Annotated in this window: 11 protein-coding genes and 2 pseudogenes; 2 read left to right on the forward strand and 11 right to left on the reverse strand. The window is 71.4% G+C overall.

Annotated elements, in window-relative coordinates; genetic code table 11:
* Positions 1-40: 40 nt before the first annotated feature.
* From ACGFJ7_RS00855 to ACGFJ7_RS00885, 7 genes are all read right to left on the reverse strand, one after another.
* Entirely contained in the window at positions 41-949 is a 909-nt protein-coding gene (locus ACGFJ7_RS00855) for a DNA-3-methyladenine glycosylase 2 family protein (RefSeq protein ID WP_360241297.1), read from the reverse strand.
* Between the two features lie 265 nt (positions 950-1,214).
* The gene (locus tag ACGFJ7_RS00860) at positions 1,215-2,408 is read right to left on the reverse strand and encodes a Pecanex-like protein 1 (RefSeq protein WP_360241300.1); all 1,194 of its coding nucleotides are present in this window, start codon (positions 2,406-2,408) and stop codon (positions 1,215-1,217) included.
* Between the two features lie 42 nt (positions 2,409-2,450).
* Positions 2,451-3,218, reverse strand: coding sequence for a DUF4142 domain-containing protein (locus ACGFJ7_RS00865; protein WP_360241303.1), 768 nt, complete (start codon positions 3,216-3,218; stop codon positions 2,451-2,453).
* 43 nt (positions 3,219-3,261) lie between these two features.
* Complete coding sequence (locus tag ACGFJ7_RS00870) at positions 3,262-3,981, reverse strand: hypothetical protein (RefSeq protein ID WP_360241306.1); 720 nt, start codon at positions 3,979-3,981, stop codon at positions 3,262-3,264.
* Positions 3,982-4,202: 221 nt separating this feature from the next.
* The gene (locus ACGFJ7_RS00875) at positions 4,203-4,976 is read right to left on the reverse strand and encodes a zf-HC2 domain-containing protein (protein WP_360241309.1); all 774 of its coding nucleotides are present in this window, start codon (positions 4,974-4,976) and stop codon (positions 4,203-4,205) included.
* On the reverse strand, positions 4,973-5,653 hold the full coding sequence (locus ACGFJ7_RS00880; RefSeq protein ID WP_360241311.1) for a sigma-70 family RNA polymerase sigma factor: 681 nt from the start codon (positions 5,651-5,653) through the stop codon (positions 4,973-4,975). Before ACGFJ7_RS00880 ends, ACGFJ7_RS00875 begins: the two co-directional genes overlap by 4 nt.
* Positions 5,654-6,090: 437 nt before the next feature.
* Complete coding sequence (locus ACGFJ7_RS00885; RefSeq protein ID WP_392640017.1) at positions 6,091-6,900, reverse strand: class I SAM-dependent methyltransferase; 810 nt, start codon at positions 6,898-6,900, stop codon at positions 6,091-6,093.
* Positions 6,901-6,945: 45 nt separating this feature from the next.
* Between ACGFJ7_RS00885 and ACGFJ7_RS00890 the strand changes: the two genes are divergently transcribed.
* Positions 6,946-7,521: a TetR/AcrR family transcriptional regulator gene (locus tag ACGFJ7_RS00890; protein ID WP_392640020.1), complete on the forward strand. Its 576-nt coding sequence runs from the start codon at positions 6,946-6,948 to the stop codon at positions 7,519-7,521.
* Positions 7,522-7,532: 11 nt separating this feature from the next.
* Here the strand turns inward: ACGFJ7_RS00890 and bioD are convergent, their stop codons facing one another.
* The 3 genes and pseudogenes from bioD to ACGFJ7_RS00905 form a co-directional block, all read right to left on the reverse strand.
* On the reverse strand, positions 7,533-8,273 hold the full coding sequence (bioD, locus tag ACGFJ7_RS00895) for a dethiobiotin synthase (protein WP_360243518.1): 741 nt from the start codon (positions 8,271-8,273) through the stop codon (positions 7,533-7,535).
* 1,370 nt (positions 8,274-9,643) lie between these two features.
* Positions 9,644-10,528: pseudogene (locus ACGFJ7_RS00900) on the reverse strand (aminotransferase class I/II-fold pyridoxal phosphate-dependent enzyme); the annotation flags it as partial.
* A 261-nt stretch (positions 10,529-10,789) separates the two neighbouring features.
* Positions 10,790-11,251, reverse strand: a pseudogene (locus ACGFJ7_RS00905) (aminotransferase class I/II-fold pyridoxal phosphate-dependent enzyme); the annotation flags it as partial.
* A gap of 66 nt (positions 11,252-11,317) precedes the next feature.
* Here ACGFJ7_RS00905 and bioB point away from each other — a divergent pair.
* Positions 11,318-12,313 (forward strand): biotin synthase BioB, encoded by a 996-nt coding sequence (gene bioB / locus ACGFJ7_RS00910; RefSeq protein WP_360241320.1) that lies wholly within the window; start codon positions 11,318-11,320, stop codon positions 12,311-12,313.
* A 172-nt stretch (positions 12,314-12,485) separates the two neighbouring features.
* Here the strand turns inward: bioB and ACGFJ7_RS00915 are convergent, their stop codons facing one another.
* A complete protein-coding gene (locus ACGFJ7_RS00915; RefSeq protein WP_360241323.1) occupies positions 12,486-13,532 on the reverse strand; it encodes a GNAT family N-acetyltransferase in 1,047 nt (348 codons plus the stop codon).
* Positions 13,533-13,601: the final 69 nt, after the last annotated feature.

Consider the following 13,601-nt stretch of genomic DNA (forward strand, 5'->3'; position numbering starts at 1 on the left):
CGATTTTAGAGCATCCCTGAAGGGGCGCTTCCCGGCTTCCTCAAAAGCGCGCGAACGAGCGGATCGGCATCCGGGGGCCGAATTTCGGCGCGCCTATCCCGCCGTGCGCGAGCAGGTCGCAGACTCGGCCCCGGTGGCCGCGGAACGGCTCCAGCAGCTCCAGCATGCGCTCGTCGGTGCCGCGGGCCTCGCCGGCCAGCGCCCAGGCGACCGTGTTCGGGATGTGGAAGTCGCCGACGCTCACCGCGTCCGCGTCGCCGTAGGCCACCCGAACCACCTCGGCCGCGGTCCACGGCCCGATCCCCGGCAGGGCGACGAGCCGGCGGGTCGCCTCGGCCGAGTCCGCGCAGCGCTCGAGCCGCTCGGCCACCTGGGCGGCGCGCAGCAGGGCCTGCGTGCGGCGCTGCTCGACCCCGAACGGATGGAATTCCCAGTACGCCATGGCCGCGACCGCCGCCGGGTCGGGCGGCAGCACGAGATCGGCCGGGCCCGGCGCCGGCTCGCCCAGAGCCTTACAGATTCCCCGGTACGACCGGTGGGCCTCCTTGCCGGTGACTTTCTGCTCCAGGATCGCCCGCAGCACGCGCGGGAACACCATGGCGGTGGACGGCATCCGTACACCGGAAAAGGTCTTGGCCAATCGCGCGACGAGCGGGTTGCCCGCCGCCAGCTCGGCGAAGCCCTCGACATCGTCGCGGAGACCGGCGATGGCGTCGGCCCGCTCGATGATCCACTCGGCGCCGGGCCCGTACGCCGTGGCGTCCATGCCCGATTTGTCGCGGCAGAGATGGAGGGTGGCCGGGCCGGCCGGGGTGCGGGCCGCGAGCCAGAGGTCGTCCCCGGTGACGTGGCCGCACGGGTCGTGCTTGGGGACCACGAGCTGACGGACCGAGGCGCCGAAGTGATAGCGCGGCGGCGTCGTCAGCCGGCGGGTCACCTCGGAAGTCACCGGAACACTGTGCCACCTTCGGCGGCGATTGCCCAGGCAGACCGATGGCCCTGACCGCGCTCCCGGTCAGGGCCATCGGAGGGGCGACCGGACACCCGAGTTGGTCCGGACCGCCGTTGGGAGCGGAGACCGCCGCACATCGTCCATCAGGGGGAAGGACGACCAGCCGGCGGGGATGGGGGGTCCCGGACCGGGACGGAGGCCATGTCGGTGGCCTCGCCCCGGCCGGGTTCACCGCCGGTGAGGCGGCGCCGCTCCTCGACCTTTAGCGCCCGCGGCCGTTGCGGACCGAGATCCGGACGGCGTCGTACGCGGGGATCTGGTTGGCGCGCTGCATCATCGGGATGCGGTGCGAGCCGTCACCGGCCCACGAGGCGCACTGCGCGGTGCCGGCGGTGGGCAGGCCCGGAACCTGGATCTGCACCGAGTCCGGCGTGGCGCTGCCGCGGCTGTCCTCGGTCGCCACGAAGAACGCGGGGACCGGATCCGGCGCCGGGGCGGCGTTGGTGTTCTCGAGCATCCGGCACGCGGTGTGGAAGTGACCGCGGACCAGGCCGTTCTGCAGGACCGAGCTCTCCACGTAGTACCCGCCCTTGCCGGCCGCCAGGAAGCGGTCACGGATCAGGTTGCGGGTGCTGACGGTCAGCGTGAACGGGGTGTTGGGCGCGACCTGGCGCGGCGCCTGCGTGATCAGCAGGGTCGGGTTGTTCGCGGCCTCGCCGACCTCACCGAACTCGGTGGAGACGCAGCGGTTGCCGTTCTGGAAGCCGTCGTGCGGCGCGAGCTGGCTGGTGTCGCAGCTGTTGGTCAAAACGCCGAGGCCGGCGCCGGGCGGCGGGGTGGTCTGCGACTCGGTCGGCTGCGGGTCGGGCTGGTTGCCACCGTTACCCTGGCCGCCACCGTTGTTGCCGCCCTCTTCCGCGGGCGCGCTCTCGCTCGGCTGGCCACCGTTGTTGCCGCCGTTGTTGCCGCCGCCGTTGTTGCCGCCGCCGTTGTTGCCGCCCTCTTCCGCGGGCACGCTCGCACTCGGGTCGGCGGCCGGGGTGGCCGGCGTGGTGGGCGGCGTCGTGGCCTGGCCACCACCGTTGTTGCCGCCACCGTTGTTGTTGCCGTTGTTGCCGACGTTGTTCATCACCCAGTTACGGCACCGGGTACGCAGCGTCGAGACCGACACCGTCTCGCCCGCACCGTCGTCCGCGTGCTGGGTCACCTTGCCGTTGTTGGTGGTGTAGGTGCCCTTGCGTGTCTTGGTGGACAGTTCGGCCGGTGGCGGCGCCTGGATCCGATCGCACGCGCTGAGCGCCTTGCGCTGGTTCCGGTCGGTGCTCGCGTTGGAGACCTGAGTGACGGTCACGATGCCGCCGAAGGCGACCAGCGTGGCAGCCACCGCGATGATCCGGCGTTTTCCGCTGAACCAGTTGTTGCTCCTGGCGGCGCGCCGGTACTTGGACCTTCGCATGGGGTGAACCTTTCTCTTACGCGACTCGGACGGCGGCTGGGGCTACCGCGCCCGGAAGATGCGCATGGTCGTGATGACGCCGGCCACGAGCGCGGCGGCGAGGACAAGGAGGATCACAGTGGTGTTGACGCCTGGTACGCCGCCGCTGTTGCTGCTGGCGGCTTGGAGCATCTGCCCGTCCACTGGGACCGGTCCCTTTCCGGCCGCCGCGGGGGCGGGAGCTGTGGGCAGCGACCCGTAGTCGACGATGCCGGTCGACTCGAGCAGCGTGATGTGAGTCAGCACGAACTGGTTGGTCTGCTGGGCCAGCTTGCGAACGCTGTCGTTGCGAGTGCTGGCCCGGATCGTCGCGATCGCGGGGAAGATCTTGCCGTGGGCGGCCCGGAGCCGGTCGACGAAGATCTGGTCGAACCGCGTGCCGGTCGCGTTGCGCATCTCGCGCAGCCAGAACTGCTGGTCGGTGTTCGGCTGGTTGGGCAGGTCGATGTCGAGCTTCTTGGCCGCCGCGCGGTCCAGGGCGTCGAGGGTCACGTGCTGGGCCGCGATGGCCTTGCCGATCGCCACGACGCGCGGGTCGTTCGACTTCTCCTGCGCCATGTTGCCGGCCGGGATCTCCCACAGGCCGGCCAGCCGGACCTTGATGACGAAGTCCTTGTCGGCATCCGAGATCGCGCCGGTGCCCTTGTCGGACAGCCCGGTCGCCGCGGGGACCGGGACACCGTCGCCGCCGGCCGCGTGGGCCGGGGTGACGGGGGCGATCAGGAACGCCAGAATCGCCGCCGAAATGCCCACCAGCAACCGCGAACGCATTTTCCTCAACCTCCGATCGAGCAATTCTTAAAAGACGGTTAAGTCAGTAGCTGTAGTCACTGCCGGAGTCGTCGCTCGACCCGGCGGCGCCGGCCGCGCCCTCGTCGTCCGCGGCGTCGTCCTTGGGCGGGGCGACCGCCTTCGAGACCGCCGGAAGGCAGGTGAGGTTCTTGGCCCCGTCGGGCTGGATCACGAACCACTTGCCGGCCACGTTCTGGCCCTTCCACGCGTGCGGCTTGGTGTCGCCGATGTACGTGTAGAGCGGCCAGCCCTTCAGGGTCAGCTGCTTCGAACCGTCGGACCGGGTGATCGTCCCGACCAGCTTGGAGTCGACGCCCTTGAGGGTCGGCTTGCCGTCGGTGGTCAGCGCGGCCGGCCAGACCTTGAGGCAGTCACCCTCGCAGTTGGACTTCGGCGGGCTGTTGGTGTCGTTGTCGAAGCGGTACAGCACCTGCTGTTCCTCGTTCTCGACGACCTGGCCCATCCGGGCCACCTTGGTGCCGGTGAGCTTGTTGGTCTCGGCCGCCTCGCTCAGCTCGGGCGCGGCGTCCTCGGAGCCGGGAGGCGCTGTCGCGTTCGGGTCGGCCTCCGCGGCGGGGTCGGCCGTGGCGTTCGGGGCGGCGGTGGCGCCGGCGGTGGCCGCCACGTTCTCGGAGGCGGGCTCCGCGGCGTTTCCGTAGTCGGCGGCGGCGTTGCCGCCGTATCCGGCCGGGGCGCAACCCTGCAGTGCGAACGCTGCGGCGATGGCGGTGCCGACAACCATCAACTTTCGCTTCTCCGGGAACACGTGCCCTCCATCATTTCTGCAACTGGCGTTTCCGGGCTGTAGTACGCGGCGGGGATCGCTTCGGGTTGAAAAAAGCGCCGATCAATTTCCCAGAATTTTGTTTGAACCCTTCGGGCTCCCGTTCCGTACCAAGCTCTCCGGCGCACACCAAAAAAGGGCCCGGCCGAATCGGCCGGGCCCTTTTAGTGAGGAATTGATTACGGAACGCGAACCAGGGTCTCGCCGGAGGGGACCTCCTGCACCTGGACGTGCGCGATGTCGGCGCGCGGCGTCGCGGTGACCGCCTGGAGCAGCAGCGGCTGCGAGTTGGCCGCGGTGCCCCAGCCCTTGGTGCCCACCGTCCACGAGACGAGCGGCTCGGTGGTGCCGTTGGTGTGCACGGCGACCAGCCGGCACGTCTTGGGGCCGGTGATGTTGGAGATGGCGAACTGGATCTGGGTGCCGAAGTCCTTCTGCTCGAAGGCGACCGAGGCCTGTACGCCCGTACGCGGGTCGGCGCCGTCGAAACGCTCACCGGTCAGGTCGGGGCCACCGATGCCCGGACCCTGGCCACTGTTGGGCAGTGGGTCGGTCTGGCTGCTGCCGCCCTGCGCGGTGGTGTTGCCCGTGGTGGTGCCGCCCTTGTCGCCGACCACCTGGCCACCGACGAAGAAGGCGCCGATCGAGAGCATCGCGAAGATGACGACGGCCGCGGCCAGCGAGTAGAGCCGCCGGCTGTTGGCCCGGTGACGCTCGTGGGCGACCTCGCCGATCACCTTCTGCAGCATGAACCCGTCGCGCCGGGTCTCCTCGGCGGCGATCACCGACTGCGCGTCGACGTCGGCCAGCAGGTCGGCGACCTCGACGAACGACTCGAGCTCGTACGCGCAGCGCGGGCACTCGATGAGGTGGTCCTCGAAGCGCTCGGCGTCGCGGCTGTCGAGCACGCCCAGGGCGTACGACGCGACGTCGAAGTGGTCTTCCTGTGTCATTCCGTCACCCCCCGCTGCTGCAACGCGGTCCGCAGCGCACGCAGAGCGTAGTACACGCGTGACTTGGCGGTGCCCAACGGAAGGCCGAGCTTCTCCGCCGCTTCCGGCACCGTACGGCCCCGGAAGTACGTCTCGATGAGGATCTCGCGGTGCGACTGGCTCAGCTCGCGCAGCGCGTCCGAGACGGTCATCGACTGCAGGACGCGGTCGGTGTCATCCGCCGTACTCGGGAAGCTCTCGAGCTCCCGGTCGTACGTCTCGGCCGGCCGGGCGCTGGCGCTGCGGTGATCGTCGATCGCGATCCGCCGGGCCACCGTGACCAGCCACGGCCGCAGCGACTGCTGACCCTGGGCGCCGAGCCGGTGCGCGTTGCGCCAGGCCCGCAGCAGGGTCTCCTGCACGATGTCCTCGGCTCGCTGCCGGTCACCGCCGGTCAGCCGCAGCACGAACATCAGCAACGGGCCCGCATGCTCCTCGTAGAGCATCTTGACCAAGGTGTCCTCGTGGCTGGGGCCGGTCGAGGGCGCAGCCTCGTGCCGCGGCGCCTGCCGGGGAATCACCGAACCACCATCGCCCACACCACGGCTCCCGTCGAGTGACTGCCACCGTCCACCGGAACGCTGTGTCATCAGGCCAACCCCGCCCGGCGCCAGCCGATCCTCGGCCACCGCATGCATCGATACCTCCGCCCGGAGCTTTCCCCGTCGCCTGAGATACGGCTGGGGACAGCCCTCGGGATCAACGCCGACGGGAAATTTTTCGGGAGCGGTCTCAAACGGTCCTCCGGTCTCGCGAGACTCCGGCCAGGAGTCACGAGGCGCGTGGGCAGACGATCAAAATTCATCGATCTGCACCGATATGACGGCCAGGGCAGCCGAATAATACTCAGCCACACGGGTCCCATGAAACGTCCTTCTGAGCAGGCGCGACGCACTACGGGTGCGGCATTACCGGAAAGTAGTTCCACGCTTCCGCAGCGTTCCCGTCCCACCATCTGGGAGCGCTCCCAGCGACTGCCCGAAGGGGCAACTGAGCCGTTCAGGCAATGTCTCGGCCCGTTCAGGTGATCTCCGCCGGATGCGTACCGCTTGGCGCATTTCGTCCGTTCTGACGGTCACCCGGAATTCTTGAGATCTTCAGGACGTACGGCGCGTGTCGCGGTCACCGCGACGGTCGCGAAGCCCATCGTGAAGGAGCCGCCGAGCGCGTCGATCGCCTCACCGGTCGCGGTCAGCAGCGCGGCCAGCCGCTCCGGCGGCAGCGTCGTGTGCGCGCCCTGGGCCGGCAGCTGATCGAGCCATTCCGCGCGGCCGTAGACCTGCTCCCAGTCCCACCGCCACCGCTCCGCCGGCCCGAAGACGCCCGCCTCCCGCATGCCCTCCTCGGCCCGGTCGAGCATCGAGGTGTACATCTGCACGGCGGTGGCCGAGGACCCGTACGCCCGGGCCATCATGCTCTCCGGCATCAGCCGCTCGTAGACCTCCTTGAACGCGGCGGCCGCCTCCGGCGACGGCTGGCCGGCGTTCCAGAACAGAGTCAGCCGGCCATCCTCCTTCAGGACCTGACCGGCCTTGACCGCGCCGGCCACCGGGTCGACCCAGTGCCAGGCCTGCCCGGCGACCACGGCGTCGAAGACCCGCCCGCGCGGCTCCCACCGCTCGAAAGTCGCCACCTCGACCTCGAACCCGTCCCGCCGGCTGAACTCGGCCATCCGGAGGTCGGGCTCGACCCCGAGCACACGACAGCCCCGATCCCGCAGCGCGCGGGCCACGATTCCCGTACCGATCCCGACGTCGAGCACGTCCGGCGCCACCAGCCGCTCGATCAGCTCGCCGGGGTAGCGGGGCCGAGTCCGGTCGTACCTCCCCGGGTCGATCCCGAAGGACTCGGCAACCTGGCGCTGGTGGTGAGGTTGAGTGGGCATGCGCCCACTCTAGGGAGCCGGCGCCCGCCTGGATAGCCTGGTCGCATGCCGACCGGTGTGGCCCTGCGCGACGTACGACAGCAGCTCTTCGACGCCGCCGACCGCGTGCTGCGCCGGGCGGGCGCCGCCGGCCTGACCAGCCGTGCCGTGACCGCCGAGGCGGGCGTGGCCAAGGGCGTGCTGCACCGGCACTTCGCCGACTTCGACGACTTCCTGGCCGCCCTGGTCGAGGACCGCGTCGCCGCCCTGCCGCACACCGTCGTGGCCCGCGCCGGCACGGCGACGGTCGTCACCAACCTGACCGGCGCCCTGACCGCGATCTTCAGCCCGGTCGCGCTGCACATCGTGGCTCTGATCATCGCCCGTGACGAACTCCGGACCCGCCTCCGCCGCCACCGCCCCACCGGCATCCCCCTGCTGACCGAGGCGGCGGCGGTGCTGGCCAGCTATCTGAAGGCCGAACAGACCGAGGGCCGCCTGGCGCCACAGGCCGACCCGGACACCCTGGCCCTGACCCTGATCGGCACCGGCCACCTGGTCTTCGCCGGCCACGAGGACACCCCACCCGGCCCGGCCGAGGTGGAGAAGCTGGTCACCTCGGTCCTCGCCGGCGCTGTCTAGTGGTGGCCCATCTAATGGTGGCCGTCGCCCGTTTCCTCGGCCCAGACGCGCCAGTTGTCGAGGACGCCGTACAACGAAGGGGTGAGCCAGCCCGGCGCTGACCGGCGGAAGACACCCGGGTCCATCCGGCCGGCGTCCGAGGGCAGGGCGCCGAGCAGGTGCGGGACCATCTCGCTCAGATTGGCCCAATGAACCAGGTCGGGGTGGGAGGGCCAGGCGCCGATGACCACACCGGCCGGGATGCCACGGCGGTTGAGGGCTTCCAGGGTCAAGGCCGTGTGGTTGAGCGTGCCCAGACCGGCCCGGGCCACGACGATCGTGCTGACACCGAGGGCGGTGGCCAGGTCGGCAACGGTCCACGACTCACCGGAGGGCCGCACACCCATCGGCACGAGCAGGCCGCCGGCGCCCTCCACGAGCACCAGGTCGTGTTTGTCGGCCTCGGCCCGAATGGCGTCGACCACTTCGTAGAGTTCGAGCGGCGGCATGGAGGCCACCGTGGCGGCGGCCAGCGGCGCCATGGGCTCGGGATATTCGGCGAGCGTACGGGCGGTGTCGGGTCCCGCGAGCCGGCTGATGACCTCGATGTCGGTCGGCGCACCGGTCACGATGCCGGTCTGCCCCGGCTTGATCACAGCCACCCGAAGCCCCGAAGCTTGCGCGGCGGCGGCCACAGCGGCGGTGACAATGGTCTTGCCGACATCGGTATCGGTGCCGGTGACAAGCACGATCCCCCGCCACTCACCCGGCACACCCCGCCGCGGCGCGGGCTGCCCCTTGGCGGCATCCGCACCAGACAGATCCCCGGCGTCCGGAGCGGCCTCCGCGGGAACACCTTCCGGCTGGCCGGCGGGCGACGGCTCCCCGGCCGCCGTTCCCTCCGCATGCGCCTCACCCACGCCACCGCCGGCACGACCGTCCACCTCAGCCGGCAGTGTTTCAGCCACGCCACCGGACGACGCCCCAGCCGCATTCACGTCAGCACGGCCCGGCAATCCGCCGGAGGACATTGCGGCCGCGCCGCCATCGCGGCCATCCGCCGCCTCGGTCGAATCACGCCGGCCCGCCGCCTCGGTGGAATCGCGGCGACCCGCCGCTTTGGTGGAATCACGCTGACCCGCCGCCTCGGTCGAATCATGGTGATCCGCCGCCTCGATCGAATCGCGCTGGCCCGCCGCCTCGGTCCAATCGCGGTGACCCGCCGCCTCGGTCCAATCGCGGCGACCTGCCGCCTCGGTCCAATCGCGGCGACCTGCCGCCTCGGTGGAATTGCGGTGACCGGCCGGCTCGGCGGGCGCCTGCTGGCCCGGGGAGAAGTCCGATCGCCCAGCGAGCGAGGAGACAGCCGGCGCCACTACGGCCGAAAGCCCACGACCCACAGCTCGAACAGACGAAGGTTTGGGCGATATTTCCCCAGAAGGCAGGACATCATCAGTCACGGACCCGCCCTTCACGGCGGAAGGCCCCGGCATGACACCGGCCTGCTCTTCGCCGGCGGTCGAAGCGTTGAACTCCCCGACCGGCACCGCCACAGACCCACCCACGGACGAGGCCTCAGGCTCCCCGACCGGCACCGCCACAGACCCACCCACGGACGAGGCCTCGGGCTCCCCGACCGGCACCGTCACAGACTCACCCACGGACGAGGCCTCGGTCTTCCCGACCGGCGAAGTGGAGAGAGCATCAATAGACGAGGCCGTCGGCTCCTCGACCGGGGCTGTTGTCTTCGACTTCCCGGCCGACTCAGCCGCGGGCTCGGCCTCCGGCTCATCGGCGCGAAGAGGCGACTCGGACAGCCCCGTCCCGGCTCCGTCGCTGGACAAGACCGCAGCCGGCACTGTGATGTCCGGCCCGGACGGTGATGAAGGCGCAGCGGCGTCAGTGCGAACCGCTGTGGCGGCGACCAGAGCGGGAGCCTCATCCGGCGTACGGGCGGAAGGCACCGCAGCCTCGGAAACCGGCCCCGCGGTGCGGACCGTGCCGCGGCCCGGCAGCGGCGGGAACGTGAAGCCCTTGGCGCCGGGGCTGCGGGTCAGGACCACGTTCGCCGTGGGGAGGCGGGTCACCACCTCGGTCACGTCCGGGCAGGACGGGCCGGTGGGGAGGGGGCGGGGCTTGCTGCTCACGGGGCGCACTCCACGATCACGTCCAGGGCGCGGGCGAAGTCGGAGTCGGAGACACCCGCGTTGAGGGTCAGGCGCAGGCGCGACGTGCCGTCGGGGGTGGACGGCGGCCGGAAGCAGCCTACGGCGACGCCCCGGTCGCGGCAGTCGGCGGCCCACGCCAGGGCCGCCTCGGGCCCGGGGGCCACAACGGACAGTACGCCGGCCGCCGGAGCCTTCACGTCGAAACCGGCCGCCCGCAGACGAGAGACGGCCCGAGCGGCCCGTTCGGCCACCACCTCGCGGCGGTCATCGGCGGCCCGGGCGATCCGCAAAGATTCTTGGACGCCGGCTGCAACGGCAGGGGGCAGTGCGGTGTCATAGATAAACGTACGGCCCGTGTCGACCAGATGTTTGATGAACTGCGCGGGACCGGCGACGACGCCGCCGGCCCCGCCGAGAGACTTGGAAAGGGTCGCGGTGATGACGACGTCCGGCCGCCCGGCGAGGCCCGCCGCCGCGACACCGCCCGCGCCGCCGGGACCCAGCAGCCCCAGGGCGTGCGCGTCGTCCACCAGCAGCAGAGCACCCCGGGAGGAGGTCACTTCGTAAAGCTCAGCCAGCGGCGCAAGGTCGCCGTCAACCGAGAACACCGACTCCGTCACGACAAGCGCGAGGGGCCGCCCCACCCCGCCGACACCGACACCCGCACCCGCACCCGCACCCGCCGAGCAAGCCGCAGCCACAGCCCCGGGAGAAGTCGGCGGCGCGGCCGCAGGGAAAGCCGTGTGCGCGACCCCGGAGGAGGCAGCCGCAGCCGCGGAGGAAGCCAGAGGTGCGGACGAAGCCGGAGACGCGGCCACGGAAGACGGCGGCATGACCCCGGGATAGGCCGCCGCCACCGCGGACGAAGCCGGGGGCGTGGCCGCGACCGGAGAAGTGGCTGTCGCCGGAGGAGTGGTAGTGGCCGCGGCCGGAGAAGTAGCCGCGCTCTGAGGAGTGGTCGCGCCCTGAGGAGTGGTCGCGGCCGGAGAAGAGTTCGCGGCCTGAGGAATGGTCGCGGAAGGCGGCGGGACGGCCAGGGAGGAAGCCGGCGGCACGGCAGCGGAGGAAGCCAGGAGCGCGGCCGAGGTGGAGGTCGCGGCGGCGTGGGCGTCGAGGATGGCGGCCACTGCGGACGGTGAATTGTGGGGGGCGACGATCGTTCTGGGGGTGGCCATGCGGCAGCCGTCGATCAAGGACGCGTGGTTGTACGCGTCGGAGACGATCAGGTCGCAGAAGGTGGCCATGCTTCGGACCGCGGCGAGGTTGGCCATGTAGCCCGACGAGAAGACCAGGGCCGCCGGGGTGCCCAGCCACGCGGCCAGCTCGGATTCCAGGGCGGCGTGGGCCGGCGTCGAACCCCGGACCAGGCGGGAGCCGGTGGCGCCCAGGCCGTAGCGCGACAGGGCCTCGGCCGCGGCCGCCGTCACTCGGGGGTCGCCGGCCAGTCCCAAGTAGTCGTTGCCGGCCAGGTCGACGGCGGTCGGGCGGGGGCTCAACTGACGGGTGAGCCCCGCCTTGGCCCTGCTCGCGGCCAGGCGATCCAGCTCCTCCAGCCAGCCCGACAAGACACCTCCAGCGATCACGAGAATGGGAAACTATCACCCGCCACTGACAGTCCTACCGGGCGCAAAGGTCTGTAGGGTACGGGCATGCCCGAGATCCTCGACAAGGCCCGTGCCCAGGTTCTCGCCGGCGGAGCCGGCCTCGACGAGGCGGGCATTCTCGACGTTCTGCGCCTCGGTGACGATCACCTGCCCGAGCTTCTTCAGCTCGCCCACGACGTACGTACCAAATGGTGTGGTCCTGAAGTCGAGGTCGAGGGCATCGTCTCGCTCAAGACCGGTGGCTGCCCGGAGGACTGTCACTTCTGCTCGCAGTCGGGGCTGTTCGCGTCGCCGGTGCGGTCCGTCTGGCTCGACATTCCGTCGCTGGTCGAGGCGGCCCGGCAGACCGCCGCGACCGGGGCCACCGAGTTCTGCATCGTCGCCGCCGTGCGCGGGCCCGACAAGCGGCTCATGGCCCAGATGCGCGAGGGGGTCAGGGCGATCCGGGAGTCCGTCGAGATCCAGGTCGCGGCCAGCCTCGGCATGCTCTCCCAGGAGCAGGTCGACGAGCTGGTCGAGATGGGCGTGCACCGGTACAACCACAATCTCGAGACCTGCCGGTCCTTCTTCCCCACCGTGGTGACCACCCACTCGTGGGAGGAGCGCTGGAGCACGCTCACCATGGTGCGCGAGTCCGGCATGGAGGTCTGCTGCGGCGGCATCCTCGGGCTCGGCGAGTCCGTCGAGCAGCGGGCGGAGTTCGCGGCTCAGCTGGCCGAGCTCGACCCGCACGAGGTGCCGATGAACTTCCTCAACCCGCGCCCGGGTACGCCGTTGGGTGATCAGCCCGTGGTCGAGGGCAAGGACGCGCTGCGCGCCATCGCCGCCTTCCGGCTGGCGATGCCCAGGACCATTCTTCGGTACGCGGGTGGGCGGGAGATCACCCTCGGCGACCTGGGTACGCGCGACGGGCTGCTCGGCGGGATCAACGCGGTGATCGTCGGCAACTACCTGACCACCCTGGGCCGGCCGGCCACCGAGGATCTGGCGCTGCTGGCCGACCTGAAGATGCCGGTCAAAGCCCTGTCGGCGACGCTCTAGTGTTCTGCGACCGGTGCGGCGGGGCCGCGGCCGAGGGCGACCACGCGGCCTGCGAGAAAGCCCGCGCCCTGGAGCCGCCGCGTTACTGCGCCGAGTGCCGCCGCCGGATGAAGGTGCAGGTGGTGCCCACCGGGTGGACAGCCACCTGCGTGGAGCACGGCACCCGCGCCTCTTAGGGGACCACCGAGTCGACCGAGCCGACCGGGCGCTCGACCGGCATCGGCAGGGTGACGCTGACCATGCCGCCGTCGCGGTCGGCCGGGCCGGCGCCGAGGCGGCGCAGGGTGCGCAGCATGGCGACGTTGTCGGCCGCCGTGTGGGCCACCACGGCCGCGATGTCGCTGCGCTCGGCGTGGGCCATCAGGCGGCGCAGCAGGGCCGTGCCGATGCCGCGGCGCTGCCAGGCGTCCTCGATCAGGATGGCGATCTCGCCCAGGTCGCCCTCGGTGAGCAGGTTCGCCATCGCCACCACGCGGTCGCCCACGACGGCCAGCAGGGTGCGGCCGGCGCCGGACGGTTCGAGCAGGCGGCGCAGCCGGGCCTCGCTCGGGCCGCCGCCGCCCAGGTAGCGGCGTTGCAGGGTTTCCGCGGAGCTGCGCTGGTGCAGGCGGCGGACGCCCTCCAGGTCGTCGGCGGTGGCCAGGCGCACGGCCAGTTCGGTGCCGTCGGGCAGCAGCAGGGTGGACTGTTCGCGCCGGCGGCGCAGCATCGCGGCGGAGAGCTCGATCAGGGCCTGCGCCCGCGCGTACTCGGCCGGGGTGAAGGCCGGGGCGCTGCGCAGCACCTCGAGGGAACCGCCGCCCGGGTCGGCCAGGCGCATCCGCTCGGTGTCGTGGCCGGGGCCGCCGCTCAGCGGCTCGGGGCGCCAGCGCACCTCGGTCGCGTCGAGCAGGGCGACCAGCGCCTCGCCCAGCGTGTCGGGCTCGTGCACCAGCCGGCCGGCCAGGGCCAGCGCCCGGGTCGGCTGGTCGGCCAGGCCCTGCGCCTCGGCGCGGGCCACGAACGCGTCGCGGCCGCGGCCCTTGGCGACCGCGGTGAGCAATTCGGTCTCGGTCATCGAGTCGGGCGCGTCGACCAGGAAGTCGTCGACGGCGCCCGCCTCGGTGGTGTGCACCTGCACGGCCAGGATGTTCACCGACCGCAGAGCGAGGCTCGCGGTCAGCACGGAAAGGTAGCCCGGACGGTCGTCGACCGTTGCCCGGATCCGCCACAGCGCCATCTCCGGCACCTCCTTCTCGCCCCGGATGGGCGGCGAGTCACGTCAGCTGTACCAACGCCAATACTGCCC

The sequence above is a fragment of the Actinoplanes sp. NPDC048988 genome (genome assembly GCF_043197815.1).
Classification (GTDB): Bacteria; Actinomycetota; Actinomycetes; order Mycobacteriales; family Micromonosporaceae; genus Actinoplanes.

Excerpts from the sequence above, each read along its gene's own strand:
- ACGFJ7_RS00865 (WP_360241303.1), bottom strand. The coding sequence starts at position 3,218 with ATGCGTTCGCGGTTGCTGGTGGGCATTTCGGCGGCGATTCTGGCGTTC.
- ACGFJ7_RS00915 (WP_360241323.1), bottom strand. The coding sequence starts at position 13,532 with ATGGCGCTGTGGCGGATCCGGGCAACGGTCGACGACCGTCCGGGCTAC.
- ACGFJ7_RS00880 (WP_360241311.1), bottom strand. The coding sequence starts at position 5,653 with ATGCATGCGGTGGCCGAGGATCGGCTGGCGCCGGGCGGGGTTGGCCTG.
- ACGFJ7_RS00890 (WP_392640020.1), top strand. The coding sequence starts at position 6,946 with ATGCCGACCGGTGTGGCCCTGCGCGACGTACGACAGCAGCTCTTCGAC.
- bioB (WP_360241320.1), top strand. The coding sequence starts at position 11,318 with ATGCCCGAGATCCTCGACAAGGCCCGTGCCCAGGTTCTCGCCGGCGGA.
- ACGFJ7_RS00875 (WP_360241309.1), bottom strand. The coding sequence starts at position 4,976 with ATGACACAGGAAGACCACTTCGACGTCGCGTCGTACGCCCTGGGCGTG.
- ACGFJ7_RS00885 (WP_392640017.1), bottom strand. The coding sequence starts at position 6,900 with ATGCCCACTCAACCTCACCACCAGCGCCAGGTTGCCGAGTCCTTCGGG.
- ACGFJ7_RS00870 (WP_360241306.1), bottom strand. The coding sequence starts at position 3,981 with ATGGTTGTCGGCACCGCCATCGCCGCAGCGTTCGCACTGCAGGGTTGC.
- ACGFJ7_RS00860 (WP_360241300.1), bottom strand. The coding sequence starts at position 2,408 with ATGCGAAGGTCCAAGTACCGGCGCGCCGCCAGGAGCAACAACTGGTTC.